The following is a 16,532-nucleotide window of genomic DNA, read 5'->3' as shown; positions in this document are numbered from 1 at the left end:
CCGCCCCTGCCGCCATGACCGAAAGTCAACAGGTCGAGACCAGCAACAAGAAGCTGGCGGCAGGGTTGCTGGCCATCTTCCTGGGATCGCTGGGCATCCACAAGTTCGTCCTCGGCTACAGCAAAGCCGGGCTGATCATGTTGCTGGTGACGGTGCTCACCTGCGGCTTCGGTGCTTCGGTGATGGGGATCATCGGGGTGATCGAAGGCGTCATCTATCTCACCAAGTCCACCGACGAGTTCCAGGCCCAGTACATCGACGCCACCCGGGAGTGGTTCTGATGCCCGTGCTCCGGCCTGCCGGGGCCAAGCCACGACGGCTGGCCCTCGCCTTGGTGGCGGGAGGTGGGCTGGTCAGTTTCCTGGCCCTGGCGGCCACGCCCCATGACGGCCTGCACCCCCTGGCCCTGATGGCGGCGCTGCTGCCGCTGCAGCTGGCCGCCCTGGCCTGGGCCGGGATGCACCGCCGCTAGGGGCCCGTCCGGCTGGCCTCCAGCCACCGGACAACGTCGGCGGGCAGGGCCGTCCGCCGCCGGCTGGCCGCCTCTATGGCCAAGTGTCGGGTCAGCCCGGTGGCCGCCTCCTGGCCGTCGTGGAGGAAGCGGTAGCGAATCTCGAAGCTGCCGCCGTCGAGCTGCAGGGGGAGCAGCTCGATCGCCAGGGGATCGCCGCAGGCCAGGGGCCGCCGGTAGTCGGCGCTGACGTGCACGATCGGCAGGGCCACGGCCGGGGTTCGGCCCGGCCCGGGGAAGATCTCGCCGGCCACCACGCCAAACCGCTCCAGGCTTTCCTCGTAGGCCACATGGCACCAGCGCAGCAGCTGGTGGAAATGCATCACCCCGGCGGCATCGGTGTCACCGAAGCGCACCGTGCGGCAGAGCAGCAGCCAGTCGGCCGGGTCGGATGGGGACATGCAGCCTCAGGGGCGCTCCTCGACCCATGCTGACGCCCCCTTCTGCCCCGGGCAGGCCCGAAGTCGTTGCTGGCCTGCCGGAACGCCCCTAGGTTCCGCCCAGTACGCAACCTTCCCCTTGGCCGCCGCGATCGCCTACGAGCCGCCCAGCATCTCCAAGGCCTGGGACGCCTTCCTGGCCCACATCCCCACCATCCTGCTGATCTGGGTGGTCACGATCGTCATCGGCGTCATCGGCTTCGTGGTCTCCCTGGCGCTCACCACCCTGGGGGTGGGTCTTTCCAGCGGCGCCGCCGGGGCAGACAGTGCCGCCGGCCTCGCGGCGGTCCTCGGCAACCTGGTGCAGCTGCCGTTCACGATCCTCTCGAACCTGGTGGGGGTGCTGTTTGTGGCGGTTCCAGCGATGCATTACGCCAGTGGCGAAACGATCGACGCCGAAGCCGCCCTGCGGGTGCTGATGCACCGACCGGTGCGCTACATCCTGGCCGGCGCGCTGTTCACGATCGTCGCCGCGATCGGCTTCGTCCTCTGCATCCTGCCCGGCATCGCCGTCACCCTGGTGATGCCGGTCTACGTGAACAAGATCTTCCTCACCGACAGCCCCATCCCCGAGGCCTTCTCCTCCTCGTTCCAGGCCGTCTACGGATCCCCCCAGGGCCGCATCTTCGCCGGCATCGAGCTGCTGGCCTGGCTGCTGGTGCTGGTGGTATCGGTCTTCACGTGCTTCCTGGGCTCGCTGGTGGCGGTGCCGGTGGCCACCTTCTACATCCAGAACGCGGCCTACCACCGGGGGGTGCTCAGCTGAGGGGGCAGGGCCGGGTGATGCTGCCGCAACTGCTGGCGAAGGTGGTGGCATCCACGTAATGCCTTGGGGTCCGCATCAGCATCTGCCAGGCGTCGCGGGGGGGCAGGAGATTGAAGCGTTCGGGATAGTGCTCCAGCAGCAGGGCCCTCACCTGGGGGTAGTACGCCGGATTCATTCCCGGAAAGATGTGGTGTTCCGTGTGATAGGAGAAGTTGAGATGCAAAGTGTCGAAGAAGGCTGGCATCTTCAGTGAGATGCTGTTGATCAGCGGATCGTTCGTCTCGGTGAGCTGGCAGGCCATGTGATTGGTATAGATGTAGGCAATCACGACGCTGTAGCCGATCCAGATCGGCAGGAAGTAGCCGAGAAGCAGCGGGAGCGGCCGCAGGCCGATGAAGCCGATGATGGCCAGGTGGACCATCACCACGACGGCCAGTTCGATGGCGATCCGCCGCCGCTCCCGGCGGCTCACCTGAAAGGAGAACACGGGGTAACGGGTGGATCCGTTGTTGAACAGCAGCACGGAGGTCAGGTTGCGGAAGGCATGCACACCCCAGGCTGAGGTCATCCCCACCCACAGCCAGAAGGGGTGAACTTCCAGCGAGGGAACGAAGAGGTTCTGGATCCACTTGCCCCAGCTGGGCGGTTGCTGAAGGGTGTAGTTGCGATCCGGATCCTGTTCGGAATTCGTCTTGCCGTGATGCTCTCTGTTGTGAACGGCTTTCCACAGGGTGGGGGGCATCCACAGCAGCGCCAGGCCGAGCACCTGAACGGCCTGGCGCAGCTGGGGCTGGCGGATCGCCTTGCTGTGCATCAGGTCATGGGTGGCGAAGAGCAGCACCACCACGGCATTGCCCATCACCAGGGCGAAGGGCAGAAAGATCAGCAGGCCCTGCCAGTGGCTGGCATCCAGCTGGCGGGCCATGGCCCAGCCCAGCAGCAGGATCGCCCCATTGAGGCCGAGAACGATGGGGGTGGCCCGATCGGGCGTGAAGGCTTCGTCCGGCAACAAGGGGCGAAGCTGTTTGGCGTAGTCGGGCTGGGCAATCAGGTTCTGGGGATCAACGGGGGCGACGGTGCCGGACGGGTGATGCAAGCAGTTCCTTGGGCGGCCCGGAGAGCAAGGAGGGAGGGCCGACCGGGTTGCAGGCTAGGGGGCCCGATCGCCCCACTGCGCTGTCTGGGCCTGCCCCAGGGACAGCGGTCGGCGTGGCTCAGCTGAGCGGAAACGCCTGCCGGCCGATGCCGTAGGTCAGCCCCATCCGCCCGGCCCAGTAGAGCAGCAGCAGCATGCCCATGGCCGCCAGATGCCAGCCCCGCAGCACCCGGGGCACCAGCCGGCCGGTGCGCAGGGCCGCCAGCGACCACAGCACCAGGCCAGCCGCGACCAAGGGCCCGAAGGCGTGCAGGGCGACGGCGTCATCCAGGCGACCCACCAGGCTCGCCGCTGTGGCCCGGGTCAGGTAGCAGGTGGGGCAGGGGATGCCGGTGAGGGCCCGCAACGGGCAGATGAAGCCGGGCAGGCCCGGATGCAGCCCCTTGAGCACCAGAAAGCCGGTGGCCCCCAGCGGCAGCAGGGGGCCGCAGCGTTCAAGCCGGCGGATCCAGCGCCGGCCGGCCGTGCTCACCGATCCACCGATCCCATGATCACGTCGATCGAACCGAGGATGGCCATGATGTCGGCCACCTTCGCCCCCTTGAGGATGTGGGGCAGGATCTGGAGGTTGTTGAAATCGGCGGCGCGGATCTTCCAGCGCCAGGGGGTGACGTCGTTGTTGCCCATGATGAAGACGCCCAGTTCACCCTTGCCCGATTCCACCCGGCAGTAGAGCTCGCCATCGGGGATCTTGAAGGTGGGTGCCACCTTCTTGGCGACGTACTGGTAGTCGAAGCCGTACCACTCGCTCTTCTTGCCTTCGGCCATCCGCCGGGCCTCGAGATTCTCGGTGGGGCCACCGGGAATCATGGCGATGGCCTGGCGCAGGATCTTCAGGGACTGGCGCATCTCCTCGATCCGCACCCGGTAGCGGGCGTAGCAGTCACCCTCCTTCTCCCAGGCCACCGACCACTCGAAATCGTCGTAGCACTCGTAGTGATCCACCTTGCGCAGATCCCAGGGCACGCCGGAAGCCCGCAGCATCGGACCGGAGAGGCTCCAGTTGATCGCCTGCTCCCTGCCGATCACACCGAGCCCCTCGATCCGCTTGCGGAAGATGGGGTTGTTGGTGATGAGTTTCTCGTACTCGTCGATCTTGGGGCCGAACCAGTCGCAGAAGTCGGCGCACTTCTCCAGCCAGCCGTAGGGGAGATCAACGGCCACCCCGCCGATGCGGAAGTAGTTGTTGTTGATCAGCCGCTGGCCGGTGGCCGCTTCCCACAGGTCGTAGATCATCTCCCGCTCCCGGAAGATGTAGAAGAAGGGCGTCTGGGCGCCCACGTCGGCGAGGAAGGGGCCAAGCCAGAGCAGGTGGTTGGCGATGCGGTTGAGCTCCAGCATCAGCACCCGGATGTAGCTGGCGCGCTTAGGAACCGGCACGTCGGCGAGCTTCTCCGGGGCATTGACCGTGATCGCCTCGTTGAACATGCCCGCCGCGTAGTCCCAGCGGCTCACGTAGGGCACGAACATGACGTTGGTGCGGTTCTCGGCGATCTTCTCCATGCCGCGATGGAGGTAACCGATCACCGGCTCGCAGTCGATCACGTCCTCGCCGTCGAGGGTCACCACGAGCCGCAGCACCCCATGCATCGACGGGTGGTGGGGGCCGAAATTGACCACCATCGGCTCGGTGCGGGTCTCGAGCTGGGTCATGCCCTTCGCAAGGAACGGAGTGCCGGGATCTTAGGAAGGTGAGATGGCCGTTTCGTTCGCCCATCTCCCGGTTCTGGCCGATTCGGTGGTTGAGGCCTTCTCCGGGTTGCCTGGACAACCAGCCGGTGCCGATGCCGGGGAAGCGCTGCTGCTCGACTGCACCCTCGGCGGGGGCGGCCACAGTGCCCTGCTGCTGGCGGCCCACCCCGCTCTGCGCCTGATCGGCCTCGACCGGGACCCCGCCGCCCGCGCCGCGGCCGCCGAGCGGCTCGCCCCCTTCGGCGATCGGGCCGTGATCCAGGCCGCCAACTTCGCCGACTTCACCCCGCCGGCCCCCCTGGTGGGGGTGCTGGCCGACCTCGGGGTCAGCAGTCCCCAGCTGGACGCGCCCACCCGGGGCTTCAGCTTCCGCGCCCCCGGCCCCCTGGACATGCGCATGGATCCCGACGCCGGTGAGACCGCCGCCGAGCTGATCGACCGGCTGGAGGAGTCGGCCCTGGCGGACCTGATCCACGGCTATGGCGAGGAGCGGCTGTCACGCCGCATCGCCCGGCGCCTGGTGGCCGAACGCCCCTGGGCCGGCAGCGGCCGCACCACCGCCGATCTGGCCTACGCCGTGGCCGGCTGCTTCCCCCCCAAGGCGCGCCATGGCCGGATCCACCCGGCCACCCGCACCTTCCAGGCCCTGCGGATCGCGGTCAACGACGAGCTGGGCGCCCTCGACCGGCTGCTGGAGCGGGCCCCCGACTGGCTGGTGCCGGGGGGGCTGCTGGCGGTGATCAGCTTCCACTCCCTCGAGGACCGGCGCGTCAAGACGGCCTTCCTCAGCGATCCCCGCCTGGAGCGGCTCACCCGCAAGCCGCTGGTGGCCAGTGAGGAGGAGGAGCAGGCCAACCCCCGCAGCCGCTCCGCCAAGCTGAGGGTGGCCCGACGTCTGGCCTGACCCCGCCGCCATGTCCCTGGCCAGCCTGCCCAGCCTCGACCGCGCCGATCTGCTCTGGTGGATCGCCCTGCTGATCCAGTCCCTGGCGATTCCCGGCACCGTGCTGCCGGTGGCGCCCGGCCTGACCCTGCTGCCCCTGGGCGCCCTGCTCTGGTGCTGGGCCGTCGGCTGGGCCGCCGGCTGGCCGGCCCTGGCGCTGGCCGTGGTGCTGCTGCTCCTGGGCTGGGGGGCCGAGGCCCTGGGCCTGCTGCTCGGCCCGGCCCGGCTGCAGGCCACCCGCTGGAGCTACGTCGGTGCCGGCATCGGGCTGGTGGTGGGTCTGCTGGGGCTGCTGCCGGCCCTGCCGGTGGGCGGGCCCCTGCTGGGTGCCCTGGTGGGTCCGCTGCTGGGCGCCAGCCTGGGGGAGCTGATCACCGCCCCGCCATCCCTCGGCCCGCCCGGCCTGGGCCGGCTGCGGCGCTCCCTTCTGGTGGGCCTGGCGGTGGTGGCCGGGATGCTCGTCAGCCGGGTGGCCCAGCTGCTGCTGGCCCTGGTGGGGGTCCTGGGCTTCGTGCTGCTGACGGTGGGCCCCTTCGCCCCCGGGCCCGCCGGCTGAGATCCCTCAGCGGCCGGGCAGGGGCGGCAGGGGATCGGGGCCGCCGCCGGCCAGCGCCAGCTGCCGGTAGGCGGCGGTGGCGATGCAGACCACCAGGGGCCAGGCCACGAAGGCCCCCACCAGGCAGGCCAGCAGACCCAGCAGCACCAGCAGACCGCCGATCAGGGTGAGCAGCAGCACCATCAGCCAGCTGGGATCCACCAGGGCCCGCCCGCGCTGGATGGCGGTGCGGGAGCCGGCGCGCTCGAACAGCACGATCTGGGTGAGGAAGCTCTGGTTGATCGCCAGGTAGATCACGCCCAGCAGCAGCACCCCCAGGAGCAGGGCGAACACCACCGCCAGGCTCAGTCCCAGCACCTCCACCAGGGTGCGGCTGAAGGGCACGAGCTGGTCGGCGTAGAAGCTGAGCAGGGCCAGGGGGCCGCCCACCAGCAGCAGCAGGCCGATCAGGGGCACGGCCACCACCGCCGCCAGCAGCAGCCAGGCCCGCAGCAGCCGCCCGAACACCTCCCCGTCCCAGCGCATCAGCTGCCCCAGGGAGGGGTGGCCGCCCTGCAGGGCGCTGCCGGCGCCGCGCACCAGCCCGATGGCGCACCAGAGATTCAGCAGCAGGTTCGCCGTCAGCCCGATCAGGTACAGCACCCAGTCGAGGGGGTCGCTGGAGGCCACGCCGCCGTTGCTGATGCGGCTCTGCAGGGGCTGGATCAGGAACTGGAGGGCCACCACCACCAGCGGGAAGCCCACGAAGGGACCCGGGCTGCGGCTGAAGGCACGCCAGCCCTCCTGGAGCGCATCACCGAAGTTGAGCCGGGGCCCCTGTCGACCGCCGGGTGTGCTCATCCATGCCAGGCCATAGACCCGAAAGCTAGACAGGCACTCGCAGGTCCGCCACCGCCTCCGTCACCGCCGCCACGGCGACGTCGATGTCCGCCGCCGTGGTGCCCCGACCCAGGCCGAAGCGGATCGCGGCGCCGGCGGCGCGGCGGTCGAGGCCGAGGGCGGCCAGCACGTGGGAGGGGCTGCCCTGGCTGCAGGCCGAACCGCTGCTCACCGCCAGGACCCGGCGCAGCTGGCGGTGCAGGCGGGTGCCGTCCACCCCCTCGACGCTGACATTGAGGCTGTGGGGCAGGCACTGGCGCGGGTGGCCGTTGCGGTGCACCCCGCCCAGGGCCGCCAGCTCCTCCCACAGCCGGTCCCGCAGGGCCCCGAGCCGTCCGGCCCGTTCCTCCCGGTCGGCCAGGGCGCCAGCGACGGCGGCGCCAAGGCCCACGATCAGGGGCACCGGCAGGGTGCCGCCCCGCAGCCCGCCCTCCTGGCCGCCGCCGAGCTGCTGGGGGGCCAGGGGCACCCCCGGGCGCCGCAGCAGGGCGCCCACCCCCTTGGGTCCGTAGAGCTTGTGGCCGCTGAGGCTGAGCAGGTCGATGCCGAGGTCGGCCATGGCGAGGGGAATGTGGCCCACCGCCTGGGCGGCGTCGCAGTGGAACAGCACGCCGCGATCGCGGCAGAGGGCGCCGATGGCGGCCAGGGGCTGCAGCACACCGATCTCGTTGTTCGCCGCCATCACCGACAGCAGCAGGGTGTCGGGCCCCAGGGCCGCCGCCAGGCGCCCGGGGTCCACCAGGCCATCGGCCCCCACCGGCAGCACCGTGAGCGGAAAGCCATGGCGCTCCAGCCAGGCCAGCGGCTCCAGCACGGCCCGATGTTCGGTGGCCAGGGTCACCAGCCGGCGGCGGGGTTCCCCCCGCTCCAGGGCCGCCTCGGCAACCCCGCGCAACGCCAGGTTGTTGGCTTCGGTGGCGCCGCTGGTGAAGACCACCGCGTCGTCGGCCATGCCCAGCGCCTTGGCCACCCGGCTGCGGGCGATGTCCACCGCCGCGCCCGCCTCCAGGGACGGCCGGTGCAGCCGGCTGGAGGGGTTGGCGGCGTTCGCCGTCCACCAGGGCGCCATGGCCGCCACCACCGCCGGATCGCACGGGGTGCTCGCGTGGTGGTCGAGGTACGTCAGCATGGGGTCATGCTGATCCGTCCCCGCTCCTTCGGTGTCCCCCTCCCGCGGCTGGGGTCGGCCGTCCCGATGGCCCCACTGGCGGCGTTCACCCTGGCGGCGGTTGCTCTGACGGCGGCCTGGCCCCTGGCCCTGCCCCGCCCGGCGGCTGCCCAGGGCGAGTCCCGCAGCAACGAGGAGAGCCGGCCCAAGGGCTTCCGGGTGCTGCTGGACAGGGTCACCCACCGGGGGCGGGAGGTGGTGGGCATCTACGGCCTGGTGGCCGAGCCCGCCCAGCCGGGCATGTGGCGCGTGCAGGTCTGGGAGGAGCTCGATGACCGGGTGACCGTCGCCACCGACAAGATCGGCTGCAGCGTCACCGCCCCCCTGCGGATCACCGGCAGCTCCCGCCGGCTGGTCATCCGCGAGCTCAATCCGGGCGGGGTGATCACCCCGGCCAACCGCCTCGATCACCTGATGTGGTGGGCCGTCTGCTTCCCTGAGCAGGCCGGCAGGGATCCCGCCAGCCTCGGTCCGGTGGCCCGCCAGCTGGGCTACAGCGGCCTCCTGCCCGAGCGGGAACAGGTGGTGCTCGGTCCCGGTCGATAGATTTCCCCCATGAGCCAGGAACCCTCCGCCGCCGCCGGCCCCATCCCCGAGCCGTCCGGGCCGCCGGAGGGGGACGAAGCCGCCGTCAGCACCCCGGTGCGGCTGCTGCTGGTCGATGACGAACCCGGACTGCGCACGGCGGTCAAGGCCTACCTGGAGGACGAGGGATTCGCCGTCACCACCGCCAATGACGGCGAGGAGGGCTGGACGGCCGCCCAGGCCCAGATGCCCGACGTCGTCATCACCGACGTGATGATGCCCCGCTGCGACGGCTACGGCCTGCTGAAGCGTCTGCGTGCCGACGAGCGGCTCGGCGGCACGCCGGTGATCTTCCTCACCGCCAAGGGCATGACGGCCGATCGCATCGCCGGCTTCCAGGCCGGGGCCGACGACTACATCCCCAAGCCGTTCGATCCGGACGAGCTGGTGGCCCGGGTGCGCAACGTGGTGCGCCGTCAGGAGCGGCTGCTGGCGGAGGCGGCCCGCTTCGCCGATGCCGACATCGGCGCCATGGCCCGCCAGATCACCGAGATCCGCTCGATGCTGGGCGGCGGTGGTGGCTCCGGCACCGGCAGCGGCGGCAGCACCCGCAAGCCCGTCGGCGACGTCAAGCTCGACTTCACCCCCCGCGAGGCGAGCGTGCTGCAGCTGGTGGCCGAGGGGATGATGAACAAGGAGATCGCCCGCCGGCTGGAGACGTCGATCCGCAACGTCGAGAAGTACGTCAGCCGGCTGTTCATCAAGACCGGCACCGCCAGCCGCACCGAGCTGGTGCGCTTCGCCCTCGAGCATGGGCTGGTGGATTGATGCCCCCCCGTCCCCACCCCTGACCCTGCCGCCGGGCTGGCTGCCCTCCCGCCCCAACGGCGGCTGGGCCTACCGCGACCGCATTACCCCCGCAGCAGCCGGTATGGGGGTGGTGGCCTTCTACGCCGGGCGTTACGGCCACTCCAGCGCGGAGGCCTGGGAACGGCGTCTGGCGGCCGGCGAGATCAGCCGCAACGGGGTGCCCCTGCGGGCCGACGCGGTTCTGGTTGGCGGCGATCGACTCGTCTGGCAGCGGCCACCCTGGCCGGAGCCCGCCGTCCTGGCCCGCTGGGGCGTGATCCACGACGACGGCGATCTGCTGGTGATCGACAAGCCCAGCGGCCTGCCCGTGCTGCCGGCGGGCGGCTTCCTGGAGCACACCGTGCTGCGGCTGCTGGAGCGCCGCCATGGCGACGACCCCACCGGCGTTCCGCGGCCGGTGCACCGCCTGGGGCGCTTCACCTCCGGCCTGCTGGTGTGTGCCCGCCGCCCGGCCACCCGCGCCTGGTTGAGCGCCCAGCTGCGGGAGAGCACCGGTTCACTGGCCAGCGGCGCCAGTGGGGGCGTGGGTGTGGGTGGCGGTGGCGACCAAGGTGGCGGGGTCCCGCCCTGCCGCAAGCTCTACCGGGCCCTGCTGGTGCCGGGCCGGCTGGAGCTGGCGGCCGGCGACAGCCTGGCGATCACCACGCCGATCGGCCGGCGCCCCCACCCGCCGCTTGGGGAGATCTGGTGCGCGGCCGAGGCCGGCGACCCGGCCGCCCTGGCGGCCCACAGCCAGCTCACCCTGCTGGAGAGCGGCGGCGAGGCCGATCTGGTCGAGGTGGCAATCGTCACCGGACGTCCCCACCAGATCCGCATCCACTGCGCCGCCGTCGGAGCGCCGCTGCTGGGGGATCCGCTGTATCGGCCGGGTGGGTGGGCCCGCCCCGGGGGACTGCCGGGCGAGGGTGGCTACCGGCTCCAGGCCCGCTGGCTGCGGTTGCAGCGGCCGGACGGGTCGGTCCTGGAGCTGGAGGCCCCACCGGCGCAGGACCTGGCCACGGCGGCGGCGTCCCAGGCCGGCTGAGCCGCAGAACTCAGTCGCAGATCGGTGTGACCGTTTCAAGGCGGGTTTCCCCGTTCCTGTACAGGCTGTACAGAATCGGGAAAGACCCGGCAACACCGCCTCCGGTGCTGATCAGGCCGCTGATCAGGCCGGGTCGCGCTCGAAGGCGATCAGGCGGGAGAAGTAGAACGGCGCCTGGTTGAGGCTGCGGTGGACGGGGCGGAACCCGGCGGCGGCGGCCGCCGCCACGATGCCGTCTTCCCGCAGGGTGTAGGCGCGGGTGGTCTTGCTCGGTCCGGGGAACAGCTGGCCGATCTGCTTGAGCACCGCCAGCAGCGGCGTGTAGGGGGCGAAGCTGACGATCAGCTGCCGATCGGCCATGGCGGCCAGGTGCCGCACCATCGCTTCGGCGGCCGCCTGGGGGTAGTGGATGAAGACGTCCAGGCAGATCACCGTGTCGTAGCGGCCCTGGAGGCTCTCCAGATCGGAGGCGGTGAAGCTCAGCCGCTCCGAGGCCAGACCGGCCTCGCTGGCCCGGCGGCTGGCCTCGGCCACCATGGCGGCGGAGAGATCGCTGGCGGCGATCGAACCGGCCCCGAGGGCGGCCAGGGGCAGGCTGAGGCTGCCGACACCGCAGCCGGCATCGCAGAAGCTGCGGCTGGCCAGGTCGCCCTGCTGCTGCAGCCAGGCCAGCACGGCGTCCACGGTCTTCTGGTGCCCGATGCGGATGTTGCGCTGGACCCGGTTCACCTCCTCGCTGTCGCTGTAGATGCGGTTCCAGCGCTCGAAGCCGGTGCTCTCGAAGTAGGCCTGCACCTCGGCCTTCTCGGCCTGCGTCTCAGCCTGTGCCTCGGTGGGCGCGGGGGGTTGCAGTTCCGGGGGCATGGGGCGCAGGGCCGTTCAGGTGGGCCGGATCCTAGGGAGCGGGGGCCAGGGTCCCCGCTTCGGATCCGCCGGCCACCGCGTGGGGGCGCCGCCAGTCCAGACGCCCGTCGGCCGCCGTGCTCCAGCGCAGGGTGTCCGCCAGGGGCCGCCCCAGCAGCAGCTGCTCCAGCGGCTGCCGCTCCCCCAGCAGGCGCCGCGGGGCCAGGGTGGCCGCGGCGATCGAAGCGGCTACCTGGCCGCTCCAGCCGGCCAGCCGCCGCACCCCCTCCAGCAGCGGCTGGGTCACCCCGGCCAGGGTGCCGTCCTCCAGCCGGCAGCTGCCGTCCTCCACCAGCAGGACGCGCTCGTCCCAGCGGTGGCGGCCGTCGGCCAGTCCGTAGGGGGCCAGGGCGTCACTGACGATCACCACCTGCCGGGGCGCCAGCCGCTGCAGCAGCACCGCCATGATGGGGTCCACGTGGACGCCGTCGGCGATCAGCCCCAGGGCCACCTCTCCCTGCAACAGGGCCTCTCCGACCGGTCCCGGGGCGCGGTGGTGCAGCCCGGCCATGGCATTGAAGCTGTGGGTGAGCATGCCCACGCCCTGCGAGAAGGCCCGGCGGGCCTGCACCGCATCGGCGCCGCTGTGGCCCAGGCTCACCACCACGCCGGCGGCCCGCAGCGCCGCGATCACCTCGGCGGCCCCCTCCAGCTCCGGGGCCAGGGTCACCAGGGCCACATCGGCCTCCGGGCCCCCCTGGAAGCCGGCGATCAGCCGCTCAAGGGCAGCCCGGCTGGGGGTCTGCAGGTGCTGGGCCGGATGGGCGCCCCGGCGCTCCGGCGCCAGGAAGGGCCCCTCCAGGTGGGCGCCCAGCAGCCGGCAGCGGCCGGGCCGATGGTGGCGACGGGCCTCGGCCAGCACCGCCAGGGCCCGGCGCAGGGCCTCCGGGGCACAGGTCACCAGGGTGGGACAGATGGCATCCACCCCATCCCTCCACAGCAGCTCCAGCAGGGCCTGCAGGCGGGGCAGATCGTCCAGGCTCAGTTCGGGGAAGGCCAGCCCCAGGCCACCGTTGATCTGCAGGTCCACCCCCCCCGGGGACAGCCAGTCGCCGCCCCAGTCCTCCCCACCGGCCCGGCTGCCCGGCGGCGTGGGCCGCACCCGGGCGATCCGCCCCTCGTCGTCGACCCCGACCCGCCAGCGCCAGCCCGCCTCGGCCAGGACCGGGTCATCGCCCGCCAGTCGCAGGTTGGTCAGCCAGCGCATCCGGGCAGCGGCGGGACGGGACAATGCCATCCTCGCCGCCCCCGTCCCATGGACCCCGAACCCGCCCCGTCCGCCAGCACCCCAGCCCCCCGGGTGGCGATCGTCATGGGCAGCGATTCCGACCTGCCGACGCTGGAGCCGGCCGTGCGGATCCTGGAGCAGCTGGGGGTGGCCAGCGAGGTGCGGGTGCTCTCGGCCCACCGCACGCCGCGGGAGATGGCGGAGTTCGCCGAGGCTGCCGCGTCCCGGGGCCTGCGGGTGATCATCGCCGGGGCCGGCGGCGCCGCCCACCTGCCCGGCATGGTGGCGGCGTTCTCCATGCTCCCGGTGATCGGCGTGCCGGTCCGCAGCCAGGCCCTCTCCGGGGTGGACTCCCTCCATTCGATCGTGCAGATGCCGGCGGGGATCCCCGTCGCCACGGTGGCCATCGGCGGCGGCCTCAACGCGGGCCTGCTGGCGGCCGCGATCCTGGCCACCGCCGATGCCCGGCTGGCGGAGGCCCTGGAGGCCTACCGCCGGGGGCTGCACGATCAGGTGGTGGCCAAGGATGCGCGCCTGCAGGCCCTCGGCAGTGCCGCCTACCTGGCGGCGATGGGCCAGGGATGAGACGCTCGCCGTCGCCGGCCCGGCAGGCCAAGCTGGTCGACGATCGTCGATCCTCCGGGGCCAGGCCCCGCTCCCGCTGATGCTCGAGCGGCTGGTCCTGCCCCCCTGGCTGCGGTTCTCCCTGGCCCTGCCCCTTCTGGTGCTCAACCTCTGGGTGCTGCGCCAGCTGCTGGTGCCTCTGGCGCCGTTCCCGGCCCTGTTCCTGACGGCGGCCCTGCTGGCCTTCCTGCTCGACATCCCCAGCCGCTGGCTGATCCGGCGGGGGCTGCCGCGGGCCCTGGCCCTGCTGCTGGTGCTGGGGCTGAGCCTCTCGGCGGTGGTGCTGGCGGCCCTGGTGCTGGTGCCGCGCCTGGTGGAGCAGCTCGGCGACCTGGTGCTCGCCCTTCCGGGCTGGCTGGCGGAGGGGGAAACGTTGCTGGGGCAGTTGCAGAGCTGGGCCACCGAACGGGGGCTGCCCACCGATTTCGGCGGGCTGAGCAGCGACCTGATCACCCGCACCAGCAAGATCGCCTCCCAGCTGAGCCAGCAGGTGCTGGGGATCCTGGGTGCCACCGTCAGCATCACCGTCAACACGGTGATCGTGCTGGTGCTGGCGGTGTTCCTGCTGCTGGGGGGCGAAGGCATCGCCAGGGGATTGGCGGAATGGCTTCCCGCCGGCACCCGCGCCCTGGTGCTCAGCACCCTCGATCGCACCTTCCGGGGCTACTTCGCCGGCCAGGTGGTGCTGGCCCTGATCCTCAGCGGCGCCCAGAGTCTGGTGTTCACCCTGCTGGGGATTCCCTACGGCGTGCTGTTCGCCGTGGCGATCGGCTTCACCACCCTGATCCCCTACGCCAGTGCCCTCACCATCGTGGGGGTGAGCGTGCTGCTGGCGCTCGAGGATCCACGCACCGGCCTCGAGGTGCTGGCGGTGGCGATCAGTGTCGGCCAGGTGGTCGACCAGGTGATCCAGCCGCGGCTGATGGGCTCGATCGTGGGGCTGCAGCCGGCCTGGCTGCTGATCAGCCTGCCGATCGGTGCCCGGCTGGGGGCGTTGATGGGGCTGGGGGAGCTGCTGGGCCTGCTGCTGGCGGTGCCGGTCGCCAGCTGTTCCAAGACCTTCCTCGATGCCTGGGCCCTGCGCCTGCGCAGGGAGTGGTCAGAACCGGGGCCGCTCAGGCTTCCGCCGGAGCCGGAATGATGCCGCGGCGCTCCAGTTCGGCCATCACCTGGGCGACCGAATCCTCCAGGCTCTGCTCCCCGGTGGCCACCCGCAGCTCGGGGGCCTCGGGGGCCTCGTAGGGGCTGGAAATGCCGGTGAACTCCTTGATCTCCCCCGCCCGGGCCTTGGCGTAGAGCCCCTTGGTGTCCCGCTCTTCGCAGACCGCCAGGTCGGCGGCGCAGTGGATCTCCAGGAAATCACCGTCCTCCACCAGCGCGCGGGCCCGCTGGCGGTCGGCCTGGAAGGGGGAGACGAAGGCGGTGAGCACCACGACGCCCGCATCCAGGAACAGCTTGGCCACCTCACCGATCCGGCGGATGTTCTCCTCCCGGTCGGCGTCGGAGAAGCCCAGGTCGCTGCACAGCCCATGGCGCACGTTGTCGCCATCGAGCACGTAGCAGGCCAGTCCCTGCTCGAACAGGGCCGAATTCACCGCATTGGCCAGGGTGCTCTTGCCAGCCCCGGAGAGCCCCGTGAACCAGAGGATGGCGCTGCGATGGCCCCGCTGGTGGGCCCGGGCGGCGCGGGTCACGGTGGAGTGGTGCCAGACGATGTTGGTGGCCTTGGCCGGCGAGGTCATCTCGGACACGGAAACGGGGCGGGGGCTTCGGGCCGCATTCTCCCCTACCCCCCCGCCTGCTTCGGCCGGTAGCCGTCCTTCTCCAGGGCGGCCAGGGCCGCCGCCACGTGATCCCCCTGCAGTTCGATCACCCCGTCCTTGAAGGTGCCGCCGGTGCCCGTGCCGGCCTTGAGCCGCTTGAGCAGCTGGCGCGCCTCTGCTTCGGGGGCCTCCAGGCCCGTGATGGTGGTGACCAGCTTCCCGCCTTTGCCCGCCCGGGTGCGCTGCACCCGCACCTTCTGGAGCCCCCTGGGCGTCGTGGCCGAGGCGGCCTCGGGTCGCTGCAGGCTGTCCGGCCCGCTGAACTCCTGCCAGCCCCCCTTAGGCACGGGTGGGCCCTCCCGCGATCAGTCGCTTGAGGCGGCGGCCGGCGGCGGCGACCAGCCGGGTGGGCAGGGACCTGGGGCGCATCGTCTCGGGCAGGGCGGGCGGTTCGGAGAAGTCGTAGCCGTCTCCGACGCGGTGCGGGGCCATGGCCTTGTGGTTGGCGGCGGCCGTGTAGTGACAGACGTAGGAGCGGCGGGTGAGCGCGGGGTCGCCCATCGGCGTGCCGCCGTGGATCAGGGCCCCGTGCCAGATCAGCACATCGCCGCGCCGGGGCAGGTAGATGCTCGGCGTCCATCCCTGGGCTTTGATCAGGGCCTCCAGGTACGGGCCGTAACCCGCCGCCGTGTGGGGGTCGCCGTCGCGACTGGCCAGGATCCCACCCCCGCCCCAGTCGTAGAACTGATCGCTCGTCAGCAGATGGGAGCGCTTGTAGTAGACGAGCGGTCCGGCCTGATCGCTGATGTCCTCCAGGGGGATCCAGGCGGCGGCCAGGTGGCCCAGCCGGCTGTGGTGATGCACGTAGGAGAAGTCCTGGTGCAGGGACTGCTCGCTGCTCTTCCAGAAGGTGAGCGACTGGATCAGCCCCGGCGACGATCCGAACAGCTCATCGAGGAAATGGATGATGGGATCGGCGAAGGCCAGTGAACGGGCCGCCTCGAAGTAGCGGTGCAGGTCGTTGAGCTTCAGCCCCGGGGGGGCCGTACGGAGATCGGTGATGCCGAGCCGGGGCAGATTGCGCAGAACCCGGGCGTCGTAATGCTCCGCCTTGCCATCGATGCCGATCATGCCGTGCAGCAGTGAGGTGCGGGCCAGACCCGGCAGGTCCTCGAGGTCGCCGTCCATCCGATCGAGAAGCTCAGGGTCCAGCGCCTGAGGAAAGATCACCACCCCATCCCGCAGGAAATCGAGCACCGGGCCTGAATAGATCCGGCCGGCCAGATCGGGCTGCTGTCGATACAGGCGTTCCGCCAGAGGCAGGGAGGTCAGGTAGTCGGCGGGAAGCATCTCTGACGTTCGTGGGCGACGCGGTCGGCAGCAGTTCGGGCGGATGGTTCTCCGGTGGCAACCGGATCTCCGCTCCGCCGCTGCCGCCCTGGGTGGCGGCTCCCTAAGGTGAATTATCTCCCCTCGCGCAGCGC

General features: G+C 71.4%; 21 protein-coding genes. 10 read left to right on the top strand and 11 right to left on the bottom strand.

The genetic code is table 11. From position 1 onward, the window contains the following. The first annotated feature begins 14 nt into the window (after positions 1-14). Both KUG39_RS12365 and KUG39_RS12360 read left to right on the top strand, forming a co-directional pair. Positions 15-281 (top strand): TM2 domain-containing protein, encoded by a 267-nt coding sequence (locus KUG39_RS12365; protein WP_094587399.1) that lies wholly within the window; start codon positions 15-17, stop codon positions 279-281. Further along, positions 281-472, top strand: a complete 192-nt coding sequence (locus KUG39_RS12360; protein ID WP_190610457.1) for a hypothetical protein — start codon at positions 281-283, stop codon at positions 470-472. Before KUG39_RS12365 ends, KUG39_RS12360 begins: the two co-directional genes overlap by 1 nt. On the opposite strand, the gene KUG39_RS12355 is transcribed toward KUG39_RS12360, so the two are convergent. Continuing rightward, positions 469-912 (bottom strand): acyl-CoA thioesterase, encoded by a 444-nt coding sequence (locus KUG39_RS12355; RefSeq protein ID WP_216916186.1) that lies wholly within the window; start codon positions 910-912, stop codon positions 469-471. The genes KUG39_RS12360 and KUG39_RS12355 overlap by 4 nt on opposite strands. A 118-nt stretch (positions 913-1,030) precedes the next feature. On the opposite strand from KUG39_RS12355, the gene KUG39_RS12350 reads away from it, so the two are divergent. Next, entirely contained in the window at positions 1,031-1,717 is a 687-nt protein-coding gene (locus KUG39_RS12350) for a hypothetical protein (protein ID WP_216916188.1), read from the top strand. Here the strand turns inward: KUG39_RS12350 and KUG39_RS12345 are convergent. From KUG39_RS12345 to KUG39_RS12335, 3 genes are all read right to left on the bottom strand, one after another. Continuing rightward, the gene (locus KUG39_RS12345) at positions 1,710-2,813 is read right to left on the bottom strand and encodes a fatty acid desaturase family protein (RefSeq protein WP_216916190.1); all 1,104 of its coding nucleotides are present in this window, start codon (positions 2,811-2,813) and stop codon (positions 1,710-1,712) included. The two genes, KUG39_RS12350 and KUG39_RS12345, sit on opposite strands and share 8 nt — an antisense overlap. A 118-nt stretch (positions 2,814-2,931) precedes the next feature. Then, a complete protein-coding gene (locus KUG39_RS12340) occupies positions 2,932-3,345 on the bottom strand; it encodes a DUF2752 domain-containing protein (protein WP_216916195.1) in 414 nt (137 codons plus the stop codon). Next, on the bottom strand, positions 3,342-4,526 hold the full coding sequence (locus tag KUG39_RS12335; protein WP_190610465.1) for an NAD(P)H-quinone oxidoreductase subunit H: 1,185 nt from the start codon (positions 4,524-4,526) through the stop codon (positions 3,342-3,344). Before KUG39_RS12335 ends, KUG39_RS12340 begins: the two co-directional genes overlap by 4 nt. A gap of 43 nt (positions 4,527-4,569) precedes the next feature. Between KUG39_RS12335 and rsmH the strand changes: the two genes are divergently transcribed. Both rsmH and KUG39_RS12325 read left to right on the top strand, forming a co-directional pair. Next, complete coding sequence (rsmH, locus tag KUG39_RS12330; protein WP_216916197.1) at positions 4,570-5,469, top strand: 16S rRNA (cytosine(1402)-N(4))-methyltransferase RsmH; 900 nt, start codon at positions 4,570-4,572, stop codon at positions 5,467-5,469. A 10-nt stretch (positions 5,470-5,479) separates the two neighbouring features. Beyond that, positions 5,480-6,064: a DUF456 family protein gene (locus KUG39_RS12325; RefSeq protein ID WP_216916198.1), complete on the top strand. Its 585-nt coding sequence runs from the start codon at positions 5,480-5,482 to the stop codon at positions 6,062-6,064. Between the two features lie 6 nt (positions 6,065-6,070). Here the strand turns inward: KUG39_RS12325 and KUG39_RS12320 are convergent, their stop codons facing one another. Further along, positions 6,071-6,904 (bottom strand): hypothetical protein, encoded by an 834-nt coding sequence (locus KUG39_RS12320; RefSeq protein WP_094587408.1) that lies wholly within the window; start codon positions 6,902-6,904, stop codon positions 6,071-6,073. Between the two features lie 25 nt (positions 6,905-6,929). Further along, complete coding sequence (locus tag KUG39_RS12315) at positions 6,930-8,072, bottom strand: cysteine desulfurase family protein (protein WP_216916202.1); 1,143 nt, start codon at positions 8,070-8,072, stop codon at positions 6,930-6,932. Positions 8,073-8,078: 6 nt separating this feature from the next. On the opposite strand from KUG39_RS12315, the gene KUG39_RS12310 reads away from it, so the two are divergent. The 3 genes from KUG39_RS12310 to KUG39_RS12300 are packed head-to-tail and all read left to right on the top strand — an operon-like array spanning position 8,079 to position 10,530. Further along, positions 8,079-8,657: a hypothetical protein gene (locus tag KUG39_RS12310; protein WP_216916208.1), complete on the top strand. Its 579-nt coding sequence runs from the start codon at positions 8,079-8,081 to the stop codon at positions 8,655-8,657. A gap of 9 nt (positions 8,658-8,666) precedes the next feature. Further along, positions 8,667-9,464, top strand: coding sequence for a response regulator transcription factor (locus tag KUG39_RS12305; RefSeq protein WP_094587411.1), 798 nt, complete (start codon positions 8,667-8,669; stop codon positions 9,462-9,464). Beyond that, complete coding sequence (locus KUG39_RS12300; protein WP_216916210.1) at positions 9,448-10,530, top strand: pseudouridine synthase; 1,083 nt, start codon at positions 9,448-9,450, stop codon at positions 10,528-10,530. Before KUG39_RS12305 ends, KUG39_RS12300 begins: the two co-directional genes overlap by 17 nt. 123 nt (positions 10,531-10,653) lie before the next feature. Here KUG39_RS12300 and bchM read toward each other — a convergent pair whose 3' ends face one another. Both bchM and KUG39_RS12290 read right to left on the bottom strand, forming a co-directional pair. Next, positions 10,654-11,394 carry a magnesium protoporphyrin IX methyltransferase gene (gene bchM / locus KUG39_RS12295; RefSeq protein ID WP_216916212.1) on the bottom strand — a complete coding sequence of 247 codons (741 nt, stop codon included), beginning with the start codon at positions 11,392-11,394 and terminating at the stop codon, positions 10,654-10,656. 31 nt (positions 11,395-11,425) lie between these two features. Next, positions 11,426-12,640, bottom strand: a complete 1,215-nt coding sequence (locus KUG39_RS12290; protein WP_216916215.1) for an N-acetylglucosamine-6-phosphate deacetylase — start codon at positions 12,638-12,640, stop codon at positions 11,426-11,428. 48 nt (positions 12,641-12,688) lie between these two features. Between KUG39_RS12290 and purE the strand changes: the two genes are divergently transcribed. Together purE and KUG39_RS12280 are read left to right on the top strand one after the other, a co-directional pair. After that, positions 12,689-13,246, top strand: coding sequence for a 5-(carboxyamino)imidazole ribonucleotide mutase (gene purE / locus KUG39_RS12285; protein WP_216916218.1), 558 nt, complete (start codon positions 12,689-12,691; stop codon positions 13,244-13,246). 79 nt (positions 13,247-13,325) lie between these two features. Continuing rightward, positions 13,326-14,426 (top strand): AI-2E family transporter, encoded by a 1,101-nt coding sequence (locus tag KUG39_RS12280; RefSeq protein WP_216916221.1) that lies wholly within the window; start codon positions 13,326-13,328, stop codon positions 14,424-14,426. On the opposite strand, the gene cysC is transcribed toward KUG39_RS12280, so the two are convergent. From cysC to KUG39_RS12265, 3 genes are read right to left on the bottom strand one after another with little or no spacing between them, the layout of a single operon-like run. Next, positions 14,401-15,027 (bottom strand): adenylyl-sulfate kinase, encoded by a 627-nt coding sequence (gene cysC / locus KUG39_RS12275; protein ID WP_094587422.1) that lies wholly within the window; start codon positions 15,025-15,027, stop codon positions 14,401-14,403. The genes KUG39_RS12280 and cysC overlap by 26 nt on opposite strands. Before the next feature lie 44 nt (positions 15,028-15,071). Then, the gene (locus tag KUG39_RS12270) at positions 15,072-15,395 is read right to left on the bottom strand and encodes a translation initiation factor (protein ID WP_216916223.1); all 324 of its coding nucleotides are present in this window, start codon (positions 15,393-15,395) and stop codon (positions 15,072-15,074) included. Continuing rightward, positions 15,388-16,398, bottom strand: coding sequence for a phytanoyl-CoA dioxygenase family protein (locus tag KUG39_RS12265; protein ID WP_216916224.1), 1,011 nt, complete (start codon positions 16,396-16,398; stop codon positions 15,388-15,390). Before KUG39_RS12265 ends, KUG39_RS12270 begins: the two co-directional genes overlap by 8 nt. Between the last annotated feature and the right edge of the window lie 134 nt (positions 16,399-16,532).

The sequence above is a fragment of the Synechococcus sp. CCAP 1479/10 genome (assembly GCF_019038515.1).
GTDB lineage: Bacteria > Cyanobacteriota > Cyanobacteriia > PCC-6307 > Cyanobiaceae > Cyanobium.
Note: the sequence above shows the minus strand (reverse complement) of the source record. Positions and strands in the feature narration are given on the sequence as shown.

Excerpts from the sequence above, each read along its gene's own strand:
- KUG39_RS12355 (WP_216916186.1), bottom strand. The coding sequence starts at position 912 with ATGTCCCCATCCGACCCGGCCGACTGGCTGCTGCTCTGCCGCACGGTG.
- KUG39_RS12335 (WP_190610465.1), bottom strand. The coding sequence starts at position 4,526 with ATGACCCAGCTCGAGACCCGCACCGAGCCGATGGTGGTCAATTTCGGC.
- KUG39_RS12320 (WP_094587408.1), bottom strand. The coding sequence starts at position 6,904 with ATGAGCACACCCGGCGGTCGACAGGGGCCCCGGCTCAACTTCGGTGAT.
- rsmH (WP_216916197.1), top strand. The coding sequence starts at position 4,570 with ATGGCCGTTTCGTTCGCCCATCTCCCGGTTCTGGCCGATTCGGTGGTT.
- KUG39_RS12290 (WP_216916215.1), bottom strand. The coding sequence starts at position 12,640 with ATGCGCTGGCTGACCAACCTGCGACTGGCGGGCGATGACCCGGTCCTG.
- KUG39_RS12360 (WP_190610457.1), top strand. The coding sequence starts at position 281 with ATGCCCGTGCTCCGGCCTGCCGGGGCCAAGCCACGACGGCTGGCCCTC.
- KUG39_RS12315 (WP_216916202.1), bottom strand. The coding sequence starts at position 8,072 with ATGCTGACGTACCTCGACCACCACGCGAGCACCCCGTGCGATCCGGCG.
- KUG39_RS12280 (WP_216916221.1), top strand. The coding sequence starts at position 13,326 with ATGCTCGAGCGGCTGGTCCTGCCCCCCTGGCTGCGGTTCTCCCTGGCC.
- bchM (WP_216916212.1), bottom strand. The coding sequence starts at position 11,394 with ATGCCCCCGGAACTGCAACCCCCCGCGCCCACCGAGGCACAGGCTGAG.
- KUG39_RS12265 (WP_216916224.1), bottom strand. The coding sequence starts at position 16,398 with ATGCTTCCCGCCGACTACCTGACCTCCCTGCCTCTGGCGGAACGCCTG.
- KUG39_RS12305 (WP_094587411.1), top strand. The coding sequence starts at position 8,667 with ATGAGCCAGGAACCCTCCGCCGCCGCCGGCCCCATCCCCGAGCCGTCC.
- KUG39_RS12325 (WP_216916198.1), top strand. The coding sequence starts at position 5,480 with ATGTCCCTGGCCAGCCTGCCCAGCCTCGACCGCGCCGATCTGCTCTGG.
- KUG39_RS12365 (WP_094587399.1), top strand. The coding sequence starts at position 15 with ATGACCGAAAGTCAACAGGTCGAGACCAGCAACAAGAAGCTGGCGGCA.
- KUG39_RS12310 (WP_216916208.1), top strand. The coding sequence starts at position 8,079 with ATGCTGATCCGTCCCCGCTCCTTCGGTGTCCCCCTCCCGCGGCTGGGG.
- KUG39_RS12300 (WP_216916210.1), top strand. The coding sequence starts at position 9,448 with ATGGGCTGGTGGATTGATGCCCCCCCGTCCCCACCCCTGACCCTGCCG.
- purE (WP_216916218.1), top strand. The coding sequence starts at position 12,689 with ATGGACCCCGAACCCGCCCCGTCCGCCAGCACCCCAGCCCCCCGGGTG.
- cysC (WP_094587422.1), bottom strand. The coding sequence starts at position 15,027 with ATGACCTCGCCGGCCAAGGCCACCAACATCGTCTGGCACCACTCCACC.